Origin of the sequence: Bradyrhizobium sp. RT6a (assembly GCF_040547675.1) — a bacterium.
Taxonomy (GTDB): Bacteria; Pseudomonadota; Alphaproteobacteria; order Rhizobiales; family Xanthobacteraceae; genus Bradyrhizobium.
This window is the reverse complement of sequence record NZ_JBEPQC010000007.1, coordinates 161,628-183,816: the sequence shown is the minus strand read 5'-3', so window position 1 is coordinate 183,816 and position 22,189 is coordinate 161,628. Positions and strand designations below refer to the sequence as shown.

Genomic DNA, 22,189 nt, shown 5'->3' with positions numbered 1-22,189 from the left:
TGGCGAAGACTCTTAGTCGTTCTTCGGTATGAACACTGTGCTCCCTCGATAGATCACGCGGTATGGGTCCCGGCCCCCGTGCGCAATTGCGCACTAGGCCGGGACGACGGCGTTGATTGTGACAACTACTTCCGCCCCACCAAGCGATCAAGCAACAAGCCGGAACGTCACCCCGCCCAGCAGGAACTCATCGCCCGCGACCGCAAGACCCTTTGCCCTGGCGGCGTGCAACACGCGCGCCGTATCCGCCACCCGAAACTCCAGCGCGCTCATGATTTCGCTGGCGCCCTTCACGAAACGGAAGGTCGCGTTGGGCAGCGCCAGTTCAGCATCGCCACTCGGCGCAACGCCGATGAGCTTGCCCCAATGCTCGGCCAGCCCTTTCGGGTCCGGGCTCTGCATTTCCACGCTCGTCAACGCCTGCGTCACGTCCTTGCGGATGAATTTCTGCCAGTCCGGCCCCGCCGGCGGATAAGGCCCTAAAATGTCGTCGCTGCCTTCGGTGTGGTTGAACTCGATGAAGGCGCCGCGGCAGTCGCGGGGATGGAGCTGCACGCCGTGATAGGGCGCGTGGTCGATGACGTTGGCGGTGCGCACGCCGAGCGCGTTGGCATTGCGACCGCGCTCGTCGGGATCGTTGCAGCAGAAGATCGCCATGTAGCCGCCGCGCCCGCCGCTCTTCTCGATGAAGCGGCCGGCGGTGGTGCCGTCCTTGAACGGCGCAACCACCTCCAGCATGATCGTGTCGACCGGCAGCAGCGCGTTCTCCAGGCCGTATTTCGCGACGTTGCCGTCGCGGTAGCAGACAGCGAGGCCCATGATATCAGCGATGTCAGTGATCACGGGCGCGAGCTGCGGCGCGACCAGGCAGATCTGTCGCAACCGCATATAGGGCGCCATCGTCATGCGCCCTTGAAGGTCGGCTTGCGCTTCTCGACGAACGCCTTTGCGGCCTCCTTGTGATCCTCGGTATCGCTGCAGCGGGTATGGTGGATCGCCTCGCCATCGAAGCAATCCTCCAGCGCCAGATGCTCGGCATTGTTGATGTTGCGCTTGATGAAGCCGAGCGCGATCGACGGCCCCTGCGCCAGCGACAGCGCGAGCTCGTGCGCGGCCGCATCGATCTCGGCGTCGGGGACGACCTTCGTCACCATGCCGATCGCATGCGCTTCCTTCGCGGAAAGCACCGGCGAGGTCAGATAGAGCTCGCGCGCCCGCGCGCTACCGAGGAGTTGGGTGAGAAAATAGGTGCCGCCGTAATCGCCGGAGAAGCCGACTTTTGCGAAGGCGGTGGTGATCTTGCAGGATTCGGAGGCGACGCGGAGGTCACACGACAGCGCCATCGACAGACCCGCGCCGGCGGCCGCGCCGTCGAGCTGTGCCACCACAGGCTTTGGCATCTGGTGCAGGATGCGCGACACCTCCATGCCGCGGCGCAGGTTCGCCATCTTCACTTCGAACGGAAGCGGCGCCCGGCCCTCCGCCATCGACTTGACGTCGCCGCCGACGCAGAAGCTGCCACCCGCGCCCTTGAACAAGACCGCGCGCACCTCCGGATCATCCGCCGCGCGCCGCGCCGCCACGACCAGCCCGGCGACCATGTCCGGGTTGAGCGCGTTCTTCCGCTCGGGCCGGTTCATGGTGATGGTGAGCAGCCCGCCTTCGAGCTTTTGCAGGACCATGTCGTTACTCATGGGGCGTCTCCCTTGTTGTTGTTTTGTATCTCCGTCGTTCCGGGGCTCGCGAAGCGAACCCGGAACCTCGAGATCCCGGGTTCGCTTCGCGCCCCGGGATGACGTCGTGACTGACGTCACGCCGTCACTTCTTCACCAGCGGACAGCGCGACTGCTCCAGCGACTGGAACGCCTCGCTGCCGGGCACGGTGGCGAGCAGCTTGTAGTCATCCCAGCGGCCCTTGGATTCCGACGGCTTCTTGACCTCGAACAGGTACATGTCGTGCAGCATGCGGCCGTCCTCGCGGATCTTGCCGTTCTTGGCGAAGAAGTCGTTGATCGGCGTCTCCTTCATCACTTTCATCACCGTCGCAGCGTCGGTCGTGCCGGCCGCCTTCACCGCTTTCAGGTAGTGCGTCACGGACGAATAGACGCCAGCCTGCGCCGAGGTCGGCGGCCGCTTCATGCGTTCCTGGAAGCGCTTCGAGAACGCGCGGGTGTCGTCGTTGAGATCCCAGTAGAAGGCCTCCGCAAGCAACAGGCCCTGCGCGGTCTCGAGCCCGATCGAGTCGATGTCAGTCACGAAGGCGAGCAGCGGCGAGACCTTCTGGCCGCCCTTGGTGATGCCGAACTCGGCCGCCTGCTTGATGGCGTTGACGGTATCGCCGCCGGCGTTCGCAAGCCCGATCACCTTGGCTTTCGAAGCCTGCGCCTGGAGCAGGAACGACGAGAAATCCGACGTGTTTAGCGGATGGCGCACGCTGCCGAGCACCTTGCCGCCGGTCTTGGTCACGACGGCGCTGGTGTCCTTCTCCAGATCCTGGCCGAAGGCGTAGTCGGCAGTGAGAAAGTACCAGGTGTCGAGGCCTGACTTCACGGCCGCAAGGCCGGTCACGTTGGCTTGGCCGTAGGTGTCGAACACGTAGTGAATGGTATAGGGACCGCAGGCCTCGTTGGTGAGACGGATCGAGCCCGGGCCGTTGAACATGATGATCTTGTTGCGCGCTTTCGCGATCTCTCCGGCGGCGAGCGCGGTCGCGGAGGCCGCGACGTCGTAGATCATCTCGACGCCCTGATTGTCGAGCATGTCGCGGGCGATGTTGGCGGAGAGATCGGCCTTGTTCTGATGGTCGGCGGCCAGCACCTGGACCTTGCGGCCGAGCACCTCACCGCCAAAGTCCTCCACGGCCATCTTGGCCGCGGTCTCGCTGCCGGGGCCGGTGATGTCGGCATACAGGCTCGACATGTCGAGGATGCCGCCGATCTTGAGTGGCGGCTTGTCCTGAGCCTGCACGGCGCTTGCGCTCAGCGCCAGCGCAGCAGCAAAAATGCCCGACAAAACATGCTTCATCGAAAAAGACCTCCCTTATCGCGCCGTACTCTGATGGCGGCTTGGTTGTTGCTCTTGGTTAAAGCTGTTGCCGCAATCATGCCGCATGCACAAGAGCGCAGCAAGCGAAGCTACGCTACGAGGACATGATTGGCGCGCATGTTTTCCGCAAAGCGGAATGGCGAAGTACAGACAACTGCTTCCACCTCGTTGCTTCGCTGCGCTCGCAATGACGGAGCCTGACGAAGCCTCTTCGCGACACGCCACGCTTGAGTTAAGACTGGCACGCAACGCAACCTCACCGGGCAACGTGACGCAACGGCTTCGCCTGATCGCAATCCTTCTCGTCGCGAGTCAGAGCGCATTCGCGAGCCCGTGCCAGTTCGAGTCCCAAGGCGAAGGCCGCGTCACCGCGATCGATGCGCGCAGTCTGCGGCTCGATGACGGCCGGGAAATCCGCCTGACCGGCATCGAGCCGACCGCGACCACGAGGCAGGCGCTGACCGCGCTGCTCGTCGGGCGCGACGTGATCCTGCGCAGCGCCGACGACACGCCGGACCGCTATGGCCGCCAGGGCGCGCTGGTCTTTGTCGGCGAGAGTGACGTATCCGTGCAGGCGACGCTCCTCGCCCAGGGCGACGCCATCGTCTCCGCCGAGATCGCCGATAAGGACTGCGCAGCCGCCTTGATGGCGTCGGAGGCCGAGGCGAGGCGCCAAAAAAAGGGCAACTGGGCTGACCCGTTGGCCTTAAAAAACGCGGAAAGTCGGGACGATATTTTGGCGGGGATCGGGCGTTTTGTGGTGGTCGAGGGCAAAGTCCTGTCGGTCCGGCAAGCTGGGGCGATGACCTACCTCAACTTCGGACGAAACTGGACACGCGGCTTCGCCGTGACTATTTCAAAGCGCATGGTACCCGCGTTCGAAGGCGCCGGGATAGCTCTTAAGTCTCTGGAAAATAAACGTATTCGTGTCCGGGGCTGGGCTGAGGGGAATACGGGGCCGCGTATCGCTGTACGCCTCGTGGGACAGATCGAGTTGCTGGGCGCAAACGAGCCGACAGGGGTAAGGCCCTAAAAGGGGCCAGGCACGGGTTAAGCGACGTGAATGGGGTGCTAGGACGGCACGGACAAGGTGAACGCCGCCGCCTGCGGGCAGCGCCGGCTGCGCTATGCCTCGTGCTGGGTTCAGCCCTTGCCGGTTGCGGCGATATGGGCCGCTTCCAGACCGCGGCGGCGCCGCCGACCGTCGCGATGCCCAAGCCGAAGCCCGCCGTCGCGCAGACCCCCGCCACCGAGAAGGAGCACGAGCGCATCCTGGCGAGCTATGGCGGCACCTATGACGACCCAAGGCTCGAATCGCTCGTCAGCAAGACCGTCGACCGGCTGGTCGCGGCGTCCGACCGCCCCGACCAGGGTTACAGGGTCACGATTCTCAATTCCGGCGCGGTGAACGCCTTCGCGCTGCCGAACGGCCAGCTCTATGTCACGCGCGGTCTGCTTGCGCTCGCAAGCGACACGTCGGAATTGTCCTCCGTGCTCAGCCACGAGATGGCGCATGTGCTGTCCAAGCACGCCGCGATGCGTGAGGACCAGGCCCGCCAGGCCGCGATCGTCACCCGCGTCGTCACCGACATGAGCAACGATCCCGATCTCACCGCGCTCGCGCTCGCCAAGACCAAGCTGACCATGGCGAGCTTTTCGCGCAATCAGGAGTTCGAGGCCGACGGTGTCGGCGTCGGGATTTCCGCCAAGGCCCGTTTCGACCCTTATGGTGCCGCACGCTTTCTCTCGGCGATGGAGCGCAATGCCGAGCTGAAGGTCGGCAAGACCTCGCTCGATCCGCGCGCGCAGGATTTCACCTCGTCGCATCCGGCAACGCCCGAGCGCGTGCAGAACGCGCAGACCATCGCGCGGCAATACGCCGCGCCAGAGGGCGGCGAGCGCGACCGCGAGACCTATCTCGCCGCGATCGACAACCTCGTCTACGGCGAAGATCCCAGCGAAGGTTTTGTCCGCGGCCGGCGCTTCCTGCATCCGAAGCTCGGCTTCACCTTCCAGGCGCCGGACAATTTTACGCTGGACAATACTGCGCAGGCCGTGATCGGCGTGCGCGACGGCGGCTCGCAGGCGATGCGTTTCGACGTCGTGCGGGTGCCGGCCGAACAGTCGCTCGGCGATTACCTGAATTCCGGCTGGATGGAGGGTGTCGAGAAGGCCTCCACCGAGGACATCACCATCAACGGTTTTCCGGCTGCGTCCGCCACCGCCAAGGGCGACCAGTGGCAGTTCAAGGTCTATGCGCTGCGCTTCGGCAGCGACGTCTACCGCTTCATCTTCGCGGCGCGCCAGAAGTCGACCGAGAGCGAGCGCAATGCGCGCGAGACCGTCGGTTCATTCCGCCGCCTGACGCTCGACGAGATCCAGGCCGCGCGCCCGCTGCGCATCAAGGTCATCACCGTGCAGCCCGGCGACACCGTGGAATCGCTCTCCCACCGCATGGCAGGCGTCGATCACCCGGCCGAGCGTTTTCGCGTCCTCAACGGCCTCGATCGCAACGCACAGGTAAAGGTGCGCGATCGCGTGAAGGTTGTGGCGGATTGATGTACGCTAAACTGCCGTAGGGTGGGCAAAGCGAAGCGTGCCCACCATTCCCGATCAGGATTGTTGAAAGATGGTGGGCACGGCGCTTACGCGCCTTTGCCCACCCTACAAGCTCCGCCCGATCAGCGCCCCGCGTCCATATCGCCGGCCTCGCGCTGGCCGCTGAGCCAGAGCGCGAGCAAGGTCCAGAACGCGCCCGACAGCAGGTACGCACCCGAGGCAATGACGCCGAGATTGGTCGCAAGCAACAGGGCGACGAGCGGTGCAAAGCCGGCGCCGAACAGCCAGGCCATGTCGGAGGTCAGCGCCGAGGCCGTGTAGCGATACGCCTGCTTGAAATTCGAGGCGATCGCACCCGACGACTGGCCGAACGACAGACCGAGCAGGATGAAGCCGATCACCATGTAGATGGTCTCTCCGAACGCGCCGGCATCGAGCAGCTGCGGGGCAAAGCCGCTGTAGATCGCGATCGCGATCGCCGACCCCATCAGCAGCGACTTGCGGCCGACGCGGTCGGCGATGACACCGGAGAGCACGATCGCGCCGACGCCGAACACGGCGGCGACGATCTCGATGATCAGGAAGCGCACCGGGCTTTCGCGGGTGAACAGGAACACCCAGGACAGCGGAAACACCGTGACCATGTGGAACAGAGCGAAGCTTGCCAGCGGCGCAAACGCACCGAGCATGATGTTCTGGCCTTCGCGCGCCACGGTCTCGGAGATGCGCGAGGGCTGCAATTCGCGGGTCTCGAACAGCGAGGCATATTCTTCCGTCGTCACCATGCGCAGCCGCGCGAACAGCGCCACGACGTTGATGGCAAAGGCGACGAAGAACGGATAGCGCCAGCCCCAATCGAAGAAATCGTCGGCCGAAAGATTCCCGGCGAAATAGGCGAACAGCCCGCTCGCCACGATCAGACCGAGCGGCGCGCCAAGCTGCGGCACCATCGCGTACCAGCCGCGCTTCGAAGGCGGCGCGTTCAGCGCCAGCAGCGAGGCCATGCCGTCCCAGGCGCCGCCCCAGGCCAGACCCTGTGCGATGCGCGCCAGCGCCAGCAGCCAGATCGCGGCAACGCCGATCTCGTGATAGCCGGGCAGGAACGCGATCGCGACAGTGGCGGTGCCGAGCAGGAACAGCGCCGAGATCAGCTTGGCCGTCTTGCCGTACTCGCGATCGACCGTCATGAAAATCACGGTGCCGATCGGCCGGGCCATGAAGGCCAGCGCGAAGATCATGAAGGAATAAAGGGTGCCGGTCAGTTCGCTCGTGAACGGAAATACCAGGCGCGGGAAGACGATCACCGAGGCGATCGCGAAGACGAAGAAGTCGAAGAATTCCGAGGTGCGGCCGATGATGACGCCGATGGCGATCTCGCCGGGACTGGCCTGGTCGTGGCCGTGCTCGCCCGAGTGGTCTGCCATTGCGGGGGTCTGTGCCATCGCCATTCGTGCGCCCTTAACGTCCTGAAAACCAAAGCCGACCGCCCGGCGAGGCGCCAGGCAATCCAAGCCTGTCTGGCGCAACATCCCGCACTGCAACATTGGACAAATTGTCCAATGTCCGGATTGCTGCGCCGCAGCTACCCCTTGGGCCCGCAAAGGAAACTCATTCTCATAAGGCTCGGCCCGTGTCCCGTTTCAAGATTCTGGCGCTGCTACCCCTGGCGGTTGCGCTCAGCGGCTGCAACTACGTCGTGCTGGCGCCGGCCGGCGATATCGCGGCGCAACAGCGCGACCTCGTCATCATCTCCACCGTCCTGATGCTCTTGATTGTCGTGCCCGTGATGGCGCTGACGGTGCTGTTCGCCTGGCGCTACCGCCAGTCCAACACCGACGCCCGGTACGAGCCGGAATGGGACCACTCGACCAGCCTCGAGCTGGTGATCTGGTCGGCGCCGCTCTTGATCATCGTCTGCCTGGGCGCGCTGACCTGGATGGGCACGCATCTGCTCGACCCCTATCGCACGCTCGGCCGCATCCATGCCGACCGCGCCGTGGACCAGTCCAAGGCCCCGCTCGAGGTCGACGTCGTGGCGCTCGACTGGAAGTGGCTCTTTATCTATCCGGACTACGGCATCGCCACCGTCAACGATCTGGCAGCTCCGGTCGATCGTCCCATCAACTTCCGCATCACCGCGTCCTCGGTGATGAACTCGTTCTACATCCCCGCGCTGGCCGGCCAGATCTACGCGATGCCCGGCATGGAGACCAAGCTCCACGCCGTCGTGAACCACGCCGGCACCTACCGGGGCTTTTCGGCGAACTACAGCGGGGCCGGCTTCTCCGGCATGCACTTCAACTTCCAGGGCCTCGACGACAAGGGCTTTGACGCCTGGATCGCCAGCGCCAAGTCCGGCGGCGGTTCGCTCGGCCGCGCCGAATATCTCCAGCTCGAAAAGCCCAGCCAGAACGAGCCGGTGCGGCGCTACGGCACGATCGATTCCGATCTCTACCGCCTGATCCTCAACATGTGCGTCGAGACCGGCAAGATGTGCCAGAGCGAGATGATGGCGATCGACGCCAAGGGGGGCCTCGGCCATGAGGGCCTGAACAACACGCTGCCGCTGGCCTACGACAAGTACGCCCGCCGCGGCACGGCGCTTGGGCCGGAGCCGACCTTCGTCGCCGGCACCTGCACGCCCGAGGCGCCGCAGGGCAGGACCACCGCCTCCATCACGGCACCTGTCGACACCGCGCCGCTGCTCGGCGCCGGCCTGAAGCGGCCGACTTTCACGCCGCTGAAGTCCTCGTCCTTCTTCCTCGGACAACGTCCGAAGTCAGATTCGTAAAGAGATCCCGCATGTCTCCTGATCTTCTCAAGCTCATCTTCGGCCGGCTCACCTTCGAATCGCTGCCGCTGCACGAGCCGATCGTCGTCGGCACCTTTGCCGTGGTCGCGACCGGCGGCCTCATCATGGTCGCCGGCCTGACCTATTTCCGCGTCTGGGGTTATCTCTGGAGCGAGTGGTTCACCAGCGTCGACCACAAGCGCATCGGCATCATGTACATGATCCTCGGCATCGTGATGCTGCTGCGCGGCTTCGCCGACGCGCTGATGATGCGGTTGCAGCAGGCGCTCGCCTTCGGCGGCTCGGAGGGCTATCTCAACTCGCATCACTACGACCAGGTCTTCACCGCCCACGGCGTGATCATGATCTTCTTCGTGGCGATGCCGCTGGTCACCGGCCTGATGAACTTCGTCGTGCCGCTCCAGATCGGTGCGCGCGACGTGTCGTTCCCATTCCTGAACAATTTCAGCTTCTGGATGACGGTCGGCGGCGCTGTGCTGGTGATGGCCTCGCTGTTCATCGGCGAATTCGCCCGTACCGGCTGGCTGGCTTATCCGCCACTATCGAACATCGGCTACAGTCCGGATGTCGGCGTCGACTATTACATATGGGGATTGCAGGTCGCGGGCGTCGGAACGACGCTGTCCGGCATCAACCTGATCTGCACCATCGTCAAGCTGCGGTGCCCCGGCATGACCATGATGCGGATGCCGGTGTTCACCTGGACCGCGCTCTGCACCAACGTGCTGATCGTCGCCTCCTTCCCGGTTCTGACCGTCGTGCTCGCGCTGCTCTCGCTCGACCGCTACGTCGGCACCAACTTCTTCACGAACGATTTCGGCGGCAGCCCGATGATGTACGTGAACCTGATCTGGATCTGGGGTCATCCCGAGGTCTACATCCTGGTTCTCCCCGCCTTCGGCATCTTCTCGGAAGTGACCTCGACCTTCTCGGGCAAGCGGCTGTTCGGCTACACCTCGATGGTCTACGCCACGGTGGTCATCACCATCCTGTCGTACCTGGTCTGGCTGCACCACTTCTTCACGATGGGGTCGGGCGCCAGCGTCAACTCCTTCTTCGGCATCACCACGATGATCATCTCGATCCCGACGGGCGCGAAGATGTTCAACTGGCTGTTCACGATGTATCGCGGCCGCATCCGCTTCGAGCTGCCGATGATGTGGACGATCGCGTTCATGCTGACCTTCGTGCTCGGCGGCATGACCGGCGTGCTGCTCGCGGTGCCGCCGGCCGACTTCGTCCTGCACAACAGCCTGTTCCTGATCGCGCACTTCCACAACGTGATCATCGGCGGCGTCGTGTTCGGCGCGTTCGCCGGCATCGGCTACTGGTTCCCGAAGGCGTTCGGCTTCAAGCTCGACCCGTTCTGGGGCAAGCTGTCATTCTGGTTCTGGGTCACGGGCTTCTACCTCGCCTTCATGCCGCTCTATGTGCTCGGCCTGATGGGCGTGACCCGCCGGCTCCGTGTGTTCGACGACCCGAGCCTGCAGATCTGGTTCATCGTGGCCGGCATCGGCGCTTTCCTGGTCTTCCTCGGCATCCTCTCGATGCTGATGCAGTTCGCGGTCAGCTTCCTCAGGCGCGATCAGCTCAAGGACGTCACCGGCGATCCCTGGGATGCGCGCACGCTGGAATGGGCGACTTCCTCGCCGCCGCCGGCCTACAACTTCGCCTTCACCCCCGTCGTTCACGACAATGACGCGTGGTGGGACATGAAGAAGCGCGGCTATCAGCGCCCGCTCCTTGGGTTCAAGCCGATCCACATGCCCAGCAGCACCGGCACCGGCATCATCCTTGCCGGCCTTGCCACCGCGATGGGCTTCGGCCTGATTTGGTACATCTGGTGGCTGGCGGCCGCGAGCTTCATCGCGATGCTCGCCGTCGGCATCGGTCACACCTTCAACTATCACCGCGATTTCGACATTCCGGCCCACGACGTCATCCGGGCCGAAGACGCGCGCACCAAACTGCTCGCCGGAGCCAAGTAAATGACTGTCGCTGTCAATCCCACGCAAACCGGCGAACCGGTGTTCTACCTCGCCGACGAACACCCGCATCCGGAAGGCTACAGCACCTCGCTGGGCTTCTGGATCTATCTGATGAGCGACTGTCTCATCTTCGCGATCCTGTTCGCCACCTTCGGCGTGCTCGGCGGCAATTACGCCGCCGGGCCGGCGCCGAAAGATCTGTTCGAGCTGCCGCTGGTCGCGGTGAACACCTCGATGCTGCTGCTGTCGTCGATCACGTATGGCTTTGCGATGCTGACGATGCAGCAGAACAAGGTCGCGCAGACCCAGATGTGGCTGGCGATCACCGGGCTGTTCGGCGCCGCCTTCATCGGCATCGAGCTGTCGGAGTTCGCCCACATGATCCATGAAGGCGCGACGCCGCAGCGCAGCGCCTTCCTGTCCGCCTTCTTCACCCTGGTCGGCACCCACGGCCTGCACGTCTCCTGCGGCCTGATCTGGCTGGTGACCCTGATGGTTCAGGTCTGGAAGTTCGGCCTGATCGAGGCCAACCGCCGCCGCCTGATGTGCCTGTCGATGTTCTGGCACTTCCTGGACGTGGTCTGGATCGGCGTCTTCACCTTCGTCTATCTCCTGGGAGTTCTGCGATGAACACCGTTACTCACGCCGCCCACGCGGACGATCACCACCATGGCGATGGCCACGCTCACGGCTCGTTCTCGACCTACATGCTCGGCTTCGTGCTCTCGGTCGTGCTCACCGCGATCCCGTTCTGGCTGGTGATGAGCGGCGCGCTTCCGAGCAAGCAGATCACCGCGCTCGTCATCATGGCCTTCGCGGTGGTGCAGATCGTCGTGCACATGATCTACTTCCTGCACATGAACACGACGTCCGAAAACGGCTGGAGCATGATGGCGCTGATCTTCACCATCGTCATGGTGGTGATCGCGCTGTCCGGTTCGCTGTGGGTGATGAACCACCTCAACAGCAACATGATGCCGATCCACCAGATGACCGGGATGAAATGAACGAGACTAGGGCCGTGGCAAGCAAGACAGACGGGGCTCGCGGAAAGGCCGCGCGCCCGTCCTGGTGGCTCGCGGTCCTCTCGCTCGCGGCTATTGCGCTTCTGATCGCGCTCGGCGTCTGGCAGATCGAGCGCCGAGCCTGGAAGCTGGCGCTGATCGATCGCGTCGAGCAGCGCGTTCATGCTCAGGCCCAGCCGATCCCCTCGCCGGCGGCATGGCCGACCGTCTCCGCCGCAAGCGACGAATACAGGCACGTCAGCGTCAGCGGCCGTTTCCTGCATGACCGCGAGACGCTGGTTCAGGCCGTCACCGAAGAAGGCCCGGGCTATTGGGTGTTGACACCGCTCAGGCGCGACGACGGCACGCTGATCCTGGTCAACCGCGGCTTCGTGCCCTCCGACCGGCGCGACGCCTCGACGCGCCGGGACGGCAATCCGCAAGGCCCGGTCGAGATCACCGGCCTCTTTCGCGTGACGGAGCCAAAGGGCGGATTCCTCAGAACCAACGTGCCTGAACACAATCGGTGGTACTCGCGGGATGTCGCCGCGATTGCGGCGGCACGCGGCCTCGACCATTTCGCGCCCTTTTTCATCGATGCCGACGCTCGATCACAATCCGGCAGCGGCCCAATCGGCGGATTGACCGTGATCAGCTTTCCCAATAACCACCTGATCTACGCGGTGACGTGGTTTGCCCTGGCTTTCATGCTGGCCGGCAGACTTATCGTCACGTTCGGCGGCGGGCTGTTCCGCCGCAAGAAGCCCTGGAGCGGCTTCGTCCACGAAGCGGCCCGCGGCTCCGATGCTGTCGCCCGCAGGACGGGATCAGATGCTGGAACGATCGTCGAGCCCACCTGACGACGGAAGAACGCATGGCGCCGTCACGCTGCAATCGCAGGCGGACGCGCGCAGCGAGCTGATCGGCGCTGCGCCGACCGACGACGAGACCAACCGCAAGAACATGGCGCTGCTGATCCAGCTGCGCTGGACTGCAGTGGTCGGCCAGATCGTGACCATCGGCGGCGTGCATGTCTGGCTCGGCATTCCCCTGCCCCTCACCCGCATGGGCGCGGTGATCGGCGCACTGATATTTCTCAACATCTCCAGCCTCGTCTGGGTGCGCCATCGCGCCGCGATCACCAACAACGAGCTGCTGGTCGCCCTGATGCTGGACGTCGCCGCGCTGACCGCGCAGCTTTACCTCAGCGGCGGCGCTACCAATCCTTTCACCTCGCTGTTCCTGCTCCAGGTGACGCTGGGCGCGGTGCTGCTCGATGGCCGCTCGACCTGGTCGCTGGTCGCGTTGACCTGCGCGAGCTTCGTCTGGCTGACCGTCGCCTACCGGCCGCTCGATCTGCCGCCGAACCCGCTGAGCGAGACCTACACGCTCACGGTGGCCGGCATGCTGCTGGGTTTCGTGCTCAATGCCGTGCTGCTGGTGGTGTTCGTCACCCGCATCAACAGGAATTTGCGCGAGCGCGACGCGCATCTGGCGGCGCTGCGCCAGCATGCCGCCGAGCAGGATCATATCGTGCGCATGGGTCTGCTCGCCTCCGGCGCGGCTCACGAGCTCGGCACGCCGCTCGCCTCGCTCTCGGTCATCCTCGGCGACTGGCGCCGCATGCCCGACCTCGCCGCCGATCAGGAGCTGGCTGAGGACCTGGCGGAGATGGAGACCTCGCTGCAACGTTGCAAGTCGATCGTGACAGGCATCCTGGTGTCGGCGGGCGAAGCCCGCGGCGAAGGATCGTCGCCGACGACGGTGGCGGCTTTCGTCACCGCGCTGGTGGAAGAGTGGCGCGACGCGCGCTCGGCGCGCACGCTATATTTCGTCAACACCTTCGGCGAGGACGTAGCGATCGTCTCGGACGTCGCGCTGAAGCAGGTGATCTTCAACGTGCTCGACAACGCCTACGAGGTCTCGCGCGACTGGGTCGAGCTCGTTGCCGGGCGCGAGGGCGATCATCTCGTGCTGTCGATCAGCGATCGCGGCCCCGGCTTTGCGCCGGAGATGCTGGCACAGATCGGAAAGCCCTATCAGTCGAGCAAGGGCCGCGCCGGCGGCGGGCTCGGCCTGTTCCTGGTGGTAAACGTCGTGCGCAAGTTAGGGGGCAGCGTGACCGCCGAGAACCACAGGAAACGCGGCGCCACGGTCCGCCTTACGCTGCCGCTCGCCACGCTCGCGATCGGAGGCAGTTTTGACGCCTGACCGTTCGCTCATCGTCGTCGAGGACGATGCCGGCTTCGCCCGCACCCTGAAGCGTTCGTTCGAGCGCCGCGACTACGAGGTCGTGCTCGCCGCCTCGATCGAGGACGTGCGGAAGGTCCTGGAGGAGCGATCGTTCGGCTATGCCGTCGTCGACCTCAAGCTCGGCGGCGCCTCGGGGCTGGCCTGCGTCGAGCTGTTGCACACGCACGATCCGGAGATGCTGATCGTGGTGCTGACGGGCTTTGCCAGCATCTCCACCGCCGTCGAGGCCATCAAGCTCGGCGCATGCCACTATCTGGCAAAGCCGTCGAACACCGACGACATCGAGGCCGCCTTCAACAAGGCTGCAGGCAATGCCGAGGTCGCGCTCGACGCCCGGCCGACATCGATCAAAACGCTGGAATGGGAACGCATCCACCAGACCCTGATCGAGACCGATTTCAACATCTCGGAAGCGGCAAGACGGCTCGGGATGCACCGTCGGACGCTGGCGCGGAAGCTCGAGAAGCGGCCGGTGAAGTGAGGTTGGTCAACTTTGTAGGGTGGGTTAGCGAAGCGTAACCCACCACTTCTTTGCGGCAGCATGGTGGGTTACGCCTTCGGCTAGCCCACCCTACGGACCGAGCAAGATCATCCGGCGCCCAAAACAAAAAGCCCGGCCAAGCGGCCGGGCTTTTGCTTGGTTGTGATGAACGCGCGAGACGCTTACGCGGCCTCGTCGGCGACCGTGGCGCCGCCATCGGTCTCGTCGCTATCGCCCTCGGCGTCCGCATCGGCCTCGCCTTCGGCGGCTTCAGACTTGGCGCCGGTGCGGCGCGGGCTCTTGGCGAGTTGGGCCTCGATCTCCTTGACCGCTTCGGTCTCGGTCGAGTGCTGCACCACCGCGATCTCGCGGGAGAGACGGTCGAGCGCGGCTTCATAGAGCTGGCGTTCGCTGTAGGACTGCTCGGGCTGCGACTCGGAGCGATAGAGGTCGCGCACGACTTCCGCGATCGCGACGATGTCGCCCGAATTGATCTTCGCTTCGTATTCCTGGGCGCGGCGCGACCACATGGTGCGCTTGACGCGGGCACGGCCCTTCAGTGTCTCGAGCGCACGCTTCACCAGCGCGGGCTCCGACAGCTTGCGCATGCCGACATTGGCGACCTTGGCGGTCGGCACGCGCAGCGTCATCTTGTCCTTGATGAAGTTGATGACGAACAGCTCGAGCTTCGCACCGGCGATCTCCTGCTCCTCGATGGCCAGAATCTGGCCGACGCCGTGAGCGGGATAGACGACGAATTCGTTGGCCTTGAAGCCCTGGCGCTGGGTCACGACCTTCTTTTCCTCGACCTTCGGCGCAGCAGCCGCGGGCTTCACGGCCGGCTTGGCGACAGCGACAGGAGCCTTGGCAGGAGCAGCCGCAACAGGAGCCTTCGGCGCGGCGGGCTTGGCAGCGGGAGCCTTGGCAGCGGGTGCCTTGGTTACAGCGGGCTTGGCGGCAGGCTTGGCGGCAACAGGCTTGGCAACGGTCGCTTTCGCGGCCGGCTTGGCAGTCTTGTGAGGCATTGCGCTTCTTTTGTTCTTCGAGGACTTTGCAGCCGGCGCCTTCGTCGCGGTCCGACCCTTGGATGCGCTACGGCTGGCCGCGGCGACTTTCTTGGCGTCCTTATGGGAAGCCTTCGCTGAAGTACTCTTTTTACGCGTTTTCTGTGACACAGCCTGCGCGCGGAAACTGCCACGCCCCTGTTCGACATTTGGTTTCACGGGAACCCAACGGGGCCGACGGGGCTAACCAGGGTTCGGCTCAATGTGCCCAATATAGCACATTTCCCGCAAAAATCAATGATTTAGGGGTCTTAAGGGCTGGTTTTCGGCGGTTACGCCGCTAATAGGGTTAAGTTTGACCCGAATTAGTCGCCGGAGCCGGGGTTCGGCGAGAAATACTTGTCGAACTTGCCCTCCATGCCGTCGAAATCCTTGGCGTCGACGGGTGATTCTTTCTTCTGGGTGATGTTCGGCCAGCTCTTGGCGTAGTCGGCGTTGACCGTGAGCCACTTTTCCAGGCCCGGTTCCGTGTCCGGCTTGATGGCATCGGCGGGGCATTCCGGCTCGCACACGCCGCAGTCGATGCACTCGTCAGGATGGATGACGAGCATGTTCTCGCCCTCGTAGAAACAATCGACCGGGCAGACCTCGACGCAGTCGGTGTACTTGCACTTGATGCACGCTTCAGTGACGACGTAAGTCATCCAACGCTCCGAAAAGCTCTTTTAAAAGTCGCGGCTTGCGTAGCGCGGATGGCCCGGCGCCGCAAGCTCAGGAACGGCCGATCATGACGGCTTTATGCGCTTGATCGACCAAGAAATGAATTCAAAGCGCAATTAATTGCGCTGAGAATTCGGATGGCCTTCGCTCAGCTCTTCGTAGAGCACACGAGCCGAGGCAGCATCGCCGCGGCGCTCGTTAAAGGCGACGACTCTCAAGACGCGCACGGTGCGATCGAGCGCGACGGTGAGCACGTCGCCGATCTTGATCGCATGCCCCGGCGATTTCTCGCGTGCGCCGTTGACGCGAACATGGCCGGACTCGACAAGCTCGGCAGCGGAGGTGCGCGCCTTCACCACCCGCGCGTGCCACAGCCATTTGTCGATGCGCTGCCGCTCGGTCGTGACTCTATTCCTTCTGACGCGTTTTCTTCACGCGAACCGCTCCGCACTTCGCTTGAAAACGCTACGCTACTCCTTGCGCCCGGACAGCTGTTCTTTCAGCGCGGCGAGCTTCGCGAAGGGCGAGTTCGGATCGACCGGACGATCGCGTTCGCGCGGGGTGGCGCTCGATGCGTAGGGGCGCAGCGACGGTCCGCCCTGGCGGTCGCGGCCCTTGTCGCGGTCGCGGCCGCGGTTGTCGCGGCCCTTGTCGCGATCGCCGCCGAACTTGCCCTTGTTGCGATCCTTGTTGTCGCGGTCCTTGTTGCCGCCATTCTTGCCTTCGAAGCGACGGTTCTTGTCGTCGCGCCCCTCGGGACGTGGCGCGCCTTCGGCGCCGCCTTCGCGCGGCTTGCGGAAGTCTCTGCCACCATCGCGACGATGACCGCCGCCATGGCGATGACGCTCACCGCGCTTCTCGCCGTCGGCGGCCGGCGCGGCTTCGCCTTCGGCAGGAGCAGTGCCGGCTTCCGCAGTCGCCTGCGGACGCGGCTGGTGATGGCGCTGGTTGCGATGGCGCTCGTGGCGCGGTTTGCGATCGTCGTGACGGCCGGCGGGACGCCAGACCTCGATGAGCTCGGGCTCGGCGGGCGTGGCCGCGGCCTCCACGGGTGCTGCCGCATCGGCCGATGCCGCGGCTTCGGCTGCAGCAGTCTCGGCAGATGCGGTTTCGGCGGGAGCGGCTTCAGCAGGAGCGGCAGCCTCAGCGGAGACTGCAGCTTCTTCCTCCGGTGGCGCGATGCCGGGAGCGTCTTCCGGCGTGACGGAAGCCTCAAGCACCGGCTCATCCTGCGCGGGCTCGTCGTGCTGCTCCATCCCTGGCGCATCTTCGACGGTCACAGGCTCGGCGGCGGCTTCGATCGAGGCATCCGCAGGCGCTGCGGCGTCCTCGACCGGCGTCTCTGCCGGAGCTTCGGTGCTTGCTTCCGCAGCCGGCGTTTCCGCAACAACCGGCTTCGCCGGCAGCGGCGGACGCTTGTCCATGCGATAGCCGAGCGCACGCAGCACCGAGGCAAAATCTTCGCCGGCCGAACCGGTGAGCGAGGTCATCGCCTGCGTCACCACAAAACTGCGGCCGTCGAATGCACCGGCGGGCTTTTCGCCGGACGCGTTCTCGCGCCAGGCCAGCGCCGGACGGATCAGATCGGCCAGGCGCTCCAGGATGTCGACGCGCACAGCGCGCTCGCCGGCCTGCTTGTAGCCGAGCACGCGATAGGCATCGCGCGGCAGCTGCTTGTCGACCGGGAACGAGGTGCGGCCGGAGCTTGCCAGATGCTGCGCGCCCGACAGCGCCGAGGGATCGACATTGTCCTGCTTCAGCGCCCAGAGCAGCGCGGCCAGCGCACGCCCGGCCGGCTTGAGCAGGCCGGGGAAATAGAGGTGATAGGCGCCGAAGCGGACGCCGTATTTGCGCAAGGTCGCGCGCGAGGGCTGGTCGAGGTCCTTCAGCTCGTTGGCGATCTTCGGGCGCTCCAGCACGCCGAGCGCCTCGACTAGCTGATAGGCGATGCCGCGGGCGATGCCGGTGACGTCCTCGGCCTTACTGAGCTCGAACAGCGGCCCGAGCAGCTTTTCGATATGCGTCTTGAGCCAGAGGTCGAGCCGGGCCTGCACCTTGTCGCGGGGGGCGCCCGTGAGGCGTTCGTCGGAGATGATGCGGATGCGCGGATGCAACGCGTCCTCTGCGGCAGACAGCCGCGCCACGGCGTCGCCGGTCCAGCGGATGATGCCTTCCGAGGTCAGCACGAACTGCTCGTCCGGCGCATTGCCCAGTTTTTCGGCGCGCGCATTGATCTCGCCGGCGAGCACGGCCTGCGCTGCAGCCTGCAACGCTTTCGCATCGGAGCCGGCTTCCGCCGCATCCGGTGCAAAGGTGAAGCCATCGAGGCGGCCGATGACATGGCCTTCGACGATGACTTCGCCGGTCTTGCCGATTTCCGTATTCAAGCTCGTGTTCTCCCGCAGGCGGCGCATCAATACACTGGTCCGGCGATCAACGAAACGCTCAGTCAAGCGTTCATGGAGCGCATCCGATAATTTATTTTCGACCTCGCGGGCGATCCCCTGCCAGCGTTCCGGGTCTTTCAGCCAGTCGGGACGGTTGGCGACGAAGGTCCAGGTGCGAATCTGCGCGATCCGGGCCGACAGCGTGTCGATATCGCCGTCGACGCGGTCGGCCTGGTCGATCTGGGTCCTGAACCAGGCGTCGGGGATGCATCCCTTCCGCATCAGGAAGCCGTACAGCGTCGTGACCAGCTCGGCATGGGCGGCCGGTGACAGCTTTCGATAATCCGGGACCTGGCAGGCCTCCCACAGCCGTTCCACCGCGTCCTTGCCATGCGCGACATCGCGCACCTCGGCGTCGCGGGCGGCGTGGTCGAGCACGCGCATGTCCTCGGCGATGGGCGCGCGCGTCAGCGCCTCGTGGCCCGGGGCCAGGTTCAGCGACACCTGGAGCGCGCCGAGGGAAGCAAAATCCAGCTTCGAATTGCGCCATTGCAAAACCTTCACGGGATCGAAGGTGTGGTTCTGCAGCGCATTGACGAGCTCGGGCTCGAACGGCGCGCAGCGGCCGGTGGTGCCGAAGGTGCCGTTGCGGGTGGCGCGGCCGGCGCGGCCGGCGATCTGGCCGAATTCGGACGGCGTCAGGCGGCGGAACTGGTAGCCGTCGAACTTGCGGTCGGAGGCGAAGGCGACGTGGTCGACGTCGAGATTGAGGCCCATGCCGACGGCGTCGGTGGCGACGAGGTAATCGACCTCGCCGTTCTGGAACATCGCGACCTGCGCATTGCGGGTGCGCGGCGAGAGCGAGCCCAGCACCACGGCGGCGCCGCCATGCTGGCGGCGGATCAGCTCGGCGATGGCGTAGACCTCGTCGGCCGAGAAGGCGACGATGGCGGTGCGGCGCGGCTGCCGCGTGATCTTGCGATCGCCCGCGAATTCCAGCTGCGACAGGCGCGGCCGCGTGATCATGGAGACGCCGGGCAGCAGCCGCTCGATGATCGGACGCATCGTCGCAGCGCCCAGCAGCAGCGTCTCGTCGCGGCCGCGGCGGTTGAGGATGCGGTCGGTGAAGACGTGGCCGCGTTCGAGATCAGACGCGATCTGCAGCTCGTCGACGGCGAGGAACGAGACGTCGAGATCCCGCGGCATCGCCTCGACGGTCGAGACCCAGTAGCGCGGCGATTTCGGCTTGATCTTCTCCTCGCCGGTCACAAGCGCGACGGCATCGCTGCCGACCCGCGCGGCGATCTTGTTGTAGACCTCGCGCGCCAGCAGGCGCAGCGGCAGCCCGATCATGCCGGAGGGATGCGCGAGCATCCGCTCGATGGCGAGATGGGTCTTGCCGGTGTTGGTGGGACCAAGCACCGCAGTGACGCCGGCGCCGGGAAGCCGATCGGAAGCGAAGGGGGAGGAGGAAAAAGGCATCTGGGGGATTAGGTAATGGCGATTGGGGCGAATGTCAGTGCTGTTTTGGGGCGGCGGCGCGAAGGGCTGGCCTCACACACTGCTGTCATCGCCCGGCTCGACCGGGCGATCCAGTATTCCAGAGGCGGCGCAGATCAGACCGAGAGGGCGCGGCGTACTGGATGCTCCGGTCAAGCCGGGGCATGACAGCGGAGAATGCGGCGCCCCTCCCCAGATCCCGCGCAACTGTCTCACTTTGCGACGCTTTTCCCGTTGGCTTTAAGCTTCGGAACGAGTTGAGAACGAATCGCGGCCGAATCGCTGACTCCCCCTTGAGTCCTGTTCCGTTCTCGCAAGATGTCGCGGGAGGCCTATTGGTTCGCACTAGATGGAGTTTTGGCCCGCCGCACAAGCGACGTTTCAATGGCGGAATCGTTAAAGCTGGGGACGACGCGGAGTCGAATCAGAATCGGGGAGGAGTCAAATGGATTCCCGCTCCTGGACCCCCTCCAAAACAAAAGCGCGAAAACAACCCCATGCACAGTAGGCATGTCATTGAAATCGCTTGCGTTTATTCTCACCAAAAAGGGAGGTTCAGCGCGGGACGCCAGCCCTACTGCGTCTTCGCCACCCTGGGCGGCTGGGCCGTGGTGATGAAGGAGGTCGCTTCCAGCATGGCCGGCCCGAGCGGGGTCGGCACTTTCAGCCAGAACGGGACCAGGATGCGCGTGCCGGCGATCGGCGCGAACGCGACCTCGATGTTGCGCTGGGCGGCGAGATATTTGATCACGGGACGGTCGGGGATGTAGCCGGCGATGGGGACGAAATACAGCGAGCAGACCACGACCTGGCCGTGATAGCCCTTCTCCGCCTTGACGTTCTCCATGCGCTTGAAATCGAGCTTGAGCTCGTAGCGCATGCGGCCGTCGAACACGGCGGCGCTGCCGTGGCAGGCGTCCGCCGACAGCACATCGCCGGTGCCGGATACGCGCACCAGCGAGGCCGTCATCGGGTCCCAGACGCCGCGGCGATGCGCGTCGGTGACGACGATGCGGTCGGGATCGACCGGCGGCTCCGGCAGGATGGCAAAATCCTTCACATTGCCCTTGTCGAGCGTGATGCGGATCTCTTCGGTCTTCTTCGAGGTGGTGGTGGAGGCCTGGTAGCCGGTCGCGACCAGCGCACCGTTGACCACACGGCCCTGCGAGGCGCCGGTGCCGGACCCGCCCGCGAACGATTTCAAAAGCCCCGAGGTGCCGCCGGAGGCCGCGGCCGCGAACACGTCGTCCTGGATGTCGATGTTCCAGGCGCCCTTGCCGACCGGAATGCCCGCCAGCGTCGCCTCGTATTGCGCCTCGAGCTTGCCCTGCGCCGCCGCGGGCTCCGCTGCCCACGCCAAAACCAGCCCGAAAAGGGCCGCCATGACCCAGCGGCCGGCAGAGCGCGGATCACTTGCGCGCCGCTCCGCTGAGCGCAGCTCATTTGGGCGCAGCTCATTTGGACGCAGACTTGGCGCAAGATGAGGCGTTGTGAGCACGAAACAATCCAATCGGGGCGCGAACGGTTGTTACTTAAGCCAAAAACCGCGCCAAGCAATGTGTCCGGGCCTATCCGCGTCCGGAACTCCACCTGATACTTCGGGCGCGAATACGCCCTTTATGTGATGGTAAGGCGCGATAATCATTGCCGTTTTGGTGATCGGGCCGGGTCAGAAGCCCGCACCTCACCCCGCCACCTCCACCGCCGTCATGCCCCGGCTTGACCGGGGCATCCAGCACGCCGCGGCCCCTCTGGTCAGCCGTACCGTCTCGGCGTACTGGATCGCCCGGTCCCGGCTCCGCCAAGGCTACGCCGAGGCCTACACGGGTGCTCGGCCCGCCGAAGCTTCAGCGAAGGCGGCAAGCCGGGCGATGACACCGCTTTATGCCGCTCGAGATCCCGGTTTCGCGCTCTCGCGCGCCCACATTGCGCAAGCGCGCAATGGGGGAACGACGGGCCAAAAACGGCCCGTCGCCTTGACGTCCCGCCGCTTCCCCCCTATACGTCCGCCCGCTCCCTGCAAGGACAGAGAATTTGCCCGTGGCGCCCCGAATGGCGGCCGCACATCGTTGGGAAAGATTGAGGATTTTGCCATGTCTCGCCGCTGCGAATTGACGGCCAAGGGCCCCCAGGTCGGCCACACGGTCAGCCACTCCAACATCAAGACCAAGCGCCGCTTCCTGCCGAACCTGGTCAACGTGACCTTCATCAGCGAAGCGCTGGGCCGCAACGTGCGCCTGCGCGTCTCCACCAACGCGATCAAGAGCGTCGACCACAATGGCGGCCTCGATCCCTTCCTGCTCAAGGCCAAGGCCGCCGTGCTGTCGCCGCGCGCCCTCGAGCTGAAGCGCGCCATCCAGAAGAAGGTCGGCCCGACCCCGGCGCCGGAGAAGAAGGCGAGCTAATAATTTTCGGATTGGGCGAGGGCTTGCGTCG

General features: G+C 64.9%; 19 protein-coding genes. 10 read left to right on the top strand and 9 right to left on the bottom strand.

Annotated features, from left to right (window positions below; all coding sequences use genetic code 11):
• Positions 1 to 147: 147 nt before the first annotated feature.
• The 3 genes from ABIC03_RS30190 to ABIC03_RS30180 all read right to left on the bottom strand — a co-directional run bounded on the left by ABIC03_RS30190 (position 148) and on the right by ABIC03_RS30180 (position 3,024).
• Entirely contained in the window at positions 148 to 900 is a 753-nt protein-coding gene (locus ABIC03_RS30190) for a VOC family protein (protein ID WP_275172764.1), read from the bottom strand.
• A 2-nt stretch (positions 901 to 902) separates the two neighbouring features.
• Positions 903 to 1,694, bottom strand: a complete 792-nt coding sequence (locus tag ABIC03_RS30185) for an enoyl-CoA hydratase (protein WP_354063474.1) — start codon at positions 1,692 to 1,694, stop codon at positions 903 to 905.
• Positions 1,695 to 1,818: 124 nt separating this feature from the next.
• Positions 1,819 to 3,024, bottom strand: coding sequence for an ABC transporter substrate-binding protein (locus tag ABIC03_RS30180; protein ID WP_354063472.1), 1,206 nt, complete (start codon positions 3,022 to 3,024; stop codon positions 1,819 to 1,821).
• Positions 3,025 to 3,232: 208 nt separating this feature from the next.
• Here ABIC03_RS30180 and ABIC03_RS30175 point away from each other — a divergent pair, with 208 nt between their 5' ends.
• Together ABIC03_RS30175 and ABIC03_RS30170 are read left to right on the top strand one after the other, a co-directional pair.
• Positions 3,233 to 4,078, top strand: coding sequence for a thermonuclease family protein (locus tag ABIC03_RS30175; protein WP_354063470.1), 846 nt, complete (start codon positions 3,233 to 3,235; stop codon positions 4,076 to 4,078).
• Between the two features lie 134 nt (positions 4,079 to 4,212).
• Positions 4,213 to 5,604, top strand: coding sequence for a M48 family metalloprotease (locus ABIC03_RS30170; RefSeq protein ID WP_275172804.1), 1,392 nt, complete (start codon positions 4,213 to 4,215; stop codon positions 5,602 to 5,604).
• 122 nt (positions 5,605 to 5,726) lie between these two features.
• Here ABIC03_RS30170 and ABIC03_RS30165 read toward each other — a convergent pair whose 3' ends face one another.
• Positions 5,727 to 7,052, bottom strand: coding sequence for an MFS transporter (locus ABIC03_RS30165; RefSeq protein WP_007599274.1), 1,326 nt, complete (start codon positions 7,050 to 7,052; stop codon positions 5,727 to 5,729).
• Between the two features lie 182 nt (positions 7,053 to 7,234).
• Here ABIC03_RS30165 and cyoA point away from each other — a divergent pair, with 182 nt between their 5' ends.
• Genes cyoA through ABIC03_RS30130 form a run of 7 tightly spaced genes read left to right on the top strand, consistent with a single transcriptional unit; the run spans position 7,235 to position 14,142 of the window.
• Positions 7,235 to 8,395 (top strand): ubiquinol oxidase subunit II, encoded by a 1,161-nt coding sequence (gene cyoA, locus ABIC03_RS30160; RefSeq protein ID WP_354063468.1) that lies wholly within the window; start codon positions 7,235 to 7,237, stop codon positions 8,393 to 8,395.
• 11 nt (positions 8,396 to 8,406) lie between these two features.
• Positions 8,407 to 10,404: a cytochrome o ubiquinol oxidase subunit I gene (gene cyoB / locus ABIC03_RS30155; RefSeq protein ID WP_354063466.1), complete on the top strand. Its 1,998-nt coding sequence runs from the start codon at positions 8,407 to 8,409 to the stop codon at positions 10,402 to 10,404.
• Entirely contained in the window at positions 10,405 to 11,034 is a 630-nt protein-coding gene (gene cyoC / locus ABIC03_RS30150; RefSeq protein WP_354063464.1) for a cytochrome o ubiquinol oxidase subunit III, read from the top strand.
• Positions 11,031 to 11,411, top strand: coding sequence for a cytochrome o ubiquinol oxidase subunit IV (gene cyoD, locus ABIC03_RS30145; protein WP_354063462.1), 381 nt, complete (start codon positions 11,031 to 11,033; stop codon positions 11,409 to 11,411). Before cyoC ends, cyoD begins: the two co-directional genes overlap by 4 nt.
• A complete protein-coding gene (locus tag ABIC03_RS30140; protein WP_354063460.1) occupies positions 11,408 to 12,268 on the top strand; it encodes an SURF1 family protein in 861 nt (286 codons plus the stop codon). Before cyoD ends, ABIC03_RS30140 begins: the two co-directional genes overlap by 4 nt.
• Entirely contained in the window at positions 12,240 to 13,619 is a 1,380-nt protein-coding gene (locus tag ABIC03_RS30135; RefSeq protein ID WP_354063458.1) for an ATP-binding protein, read from the top strand. Before ABIC03_RS30140 ends, ABIC03_RS30135 begins: the two co-directional genes overlap by 29 nt.
• Positions 13,609 to 14,142 (top strand): response regulator transcription factor, encoded by a 534-nt coding sequence (locus ABIC03_RS30130; RefSeq protein WP_007599266.1) that lies wholly within the window; start codon positions 13,609 to 13,611, stop codon positions 14,140 to 14,142. The genes ABIC03_RS30135 and ABIC03_RS30130 overlap by 11 nt, the downstream gene beginning before the upstream one ends.
• A gap of 182 nt (positions 14,143 to 14,324) precedes the next feature.
• Here ABIC03_RS30130 and ABIC03_RS30125 read toward each other — a convergent pair whose 3' ends face one another.
• From ABIC03_RS30125 to ABIC03_RS30105, 5 genes are all read right to left on the bottom strand, one after another.
• Positions 14,325 to 15,167 carry a CarD family transcriptional regulator gene (locus ABIC03_RS30125; protein WP_354063456.1) on the bottom strand — a complete coding sequence of 281 codons (843 nt, stop codon included), beginning with the start codon at positions 15,165 to 15,167 and terminating at the stop codon, positions 14,325 to 14,327.
• A gap of 344 nt (positions 15,168 to 15,511) precedes the next feature.
• Positions 15,512 to 15,850: a ferredoxin FdxA gene (gene fdxA / locus ABIC03_RS30120; RefSeq protein WP_354063454.1), complete on the bottom strand. Its 339-nt coding sequence runs from the start codon at positions 15,848 to 15,850 to the stop codon at positions 15,512 to 15,514.
• Between the two features lie 132 nt (positions 15,851 to 15,982).
• Positions 15,983 to 16,252, bottom strand: a complete 270-nt coding sequence (locus ABIC03_RS30115) for an RNA-binding S4 domain-containing protein (protein ID WP_354063698.1) — start codon at positions 16,250 to 16,252, stop codon at positions 15,983 to 15,985.
• Between the two features lie 84 nt (positions 16,253 to 16,336).
• Positions 16,337 to 19,735: a helicase-related protein gene (locus ABIC03_RS30110; RefSeq protein ID WP_354063452.1), complete on the bottom strand. Its 3,399-nt coding sequence runs from the start codon at positions 19,733 to 19,735 to the stop codon at positions 16,337 to 16,339.
• 592 nt (positions 19,736 to 20,327) lie between these two features.
• The gene (locus ABIC03_RS30105) at positions 20,328 to 21,137 is read right to left on the bottom strand and encodes a DUF3108 domain-containing protein (RefSeq protein WP_354063450.1); all 810 of its coding nucleotides are present in this window, start codon (positions 21,135 to 21,137) and stop codon (positions 20,328 to 20,330) included.
• Positions 21,138 to 21,846: 709 nt separating this feature from the next.
• On the opposite strand from ABIC03_RS30105, the gene rpmB reads away from it, so the two are divergent.
• A complete protein-coding gene (rpmB, locus tag ABIC03_RS30100; RefSeq protein WP_026232426.1) occupies positions 21,847 to 22,158 on the top strand; it encodes a 50S ribosomal protein L28 in 312 nt (103 codons plus the stop codon).
• Positions 22,159 to 22,189: the final 31 nt, after the last annotated feature.

What these genes read in the sequence shown, in the direction of transcription:
- ABIC03_RS30135 (WP_354063458.1), top strand. Translation starts at nt 12,240, where the DNA reads ATGCTGGAACGATCGTCGAGCCCACCTGACGACGGAAGAACGCATGGC.
- cyoC (WP_354063464.1), top strand. Translation starts at nt 10,405, where the DNA reads ATGACTGTCGCTGTCAATCCCACGCAAACCGGCGAACCGGTGTTCTAC.
- ABIC03_RS30125 (WP_354063456.1), bottom strand. Translation starts at nt 15,167, where the DNA reads ATGCCTCACAAGACTGCCAAGCCGGCCGCGAAAGCGACCGTTGCCAAG.
- ABIC03_RS30170 (WP_275172804.1), top strand. Translation starts at nt 4,213, where the DNA reads ATGGGCCGCTTCCAGACCGCGGCGGCGCCGCCGACCGTCGCGATGCCC.
- ABIC03_RS30190 (WP_275172764.1), bottom strand. Translation starts at nt 900, where the DNA reads ATGGCGCCCTATATGCGGTTGCGACAGATCTGCCTGGTCGCGCCGCAG.
- ABIC03_RS30175 (WP_354063470.1), top strand. Translation starts at nt 3,233, where the DNA reads ATGACGGAGCCTGACGAAGCCTCTTCGCGACACGCCACGCTTGAGTTA.
- cyoD (WP_354063462.1), top strand. Translation starts at nt 11,031, where the DNA reads ATGAACACCGTTACTCACGCCGCCCACGCGGACGATCACCACCATGGC.
- ABIC03_RS30105 (WP_354063450.1), bottom strand. Translation starts at nt 21,137, where the DNA reads ATGGCGGCCCTTTTCGGGCTGGTTTTGGCGTGGGCAGCGGAGCCCGCG.
- rpmB (WP_026232426.1), top strand. Translation starts at nt 21,847, where the DNA reads ATGTCTCGCCGCTGCGAATTGACGGCCAAGGGCCCCCAGGTCGGCCAC.
- fdxA (WP_354063454.1), bottom strand. Translation starts at nt 15,850, where the DNA reads ATGACTTACGTCGTCACTGAAGCGTGCATCAAGTGCAAGTACACCGAC.
- ABIC03_RS30165 (WP_007599274.1), bottom strand. Translation starts at nt 7,052, where the DNA reads ATGGCGATGGCACAGACCCCCGCAATGGCAGACCACTCGGGCGAGCAC.
- ABIC03_RS30110 (WP_354063452.1), bottom strand. Translation starts at nt 19,735, where the DNA reads ATGCCTTTTTCCTCCTCCCCCTTCGCTTCCGATCGGCTTCCCGGCGCC.
- ABIC03_RS30185 (WP_354063474.1), bottom strand. Translation starts at nt 1,694, where the DNA reads ATGAGTAACGACATGGTCCTGCAAAAGCTCGAAGGCGGGCTGCTCACC.
- ABIC03_RS30180 (WP_354063472.1), bottom strand. Translation starts at nt 3,024, where the DNA reads ATGAAGCATGTTTTGTCGGGCATTTTTGCTGCTGCGCTGGCGCTGAGC.
- ABIC03_RS30140 (WP_354063460.1), top strand. Translation starts at nt 11,408, where the DNA reads ATGAACGAGACTAGGGCCGTGGCAAGCAAGACAGACGGGGCTCGCGGA.
- cyoB (WP_354063466.1), top strand. Translation starts at nt 8,407, where the DNA reads ATGTCTCCTGATCTTCTCAAGCTCATCTTCGGCCGGCTCACCTTCGAA.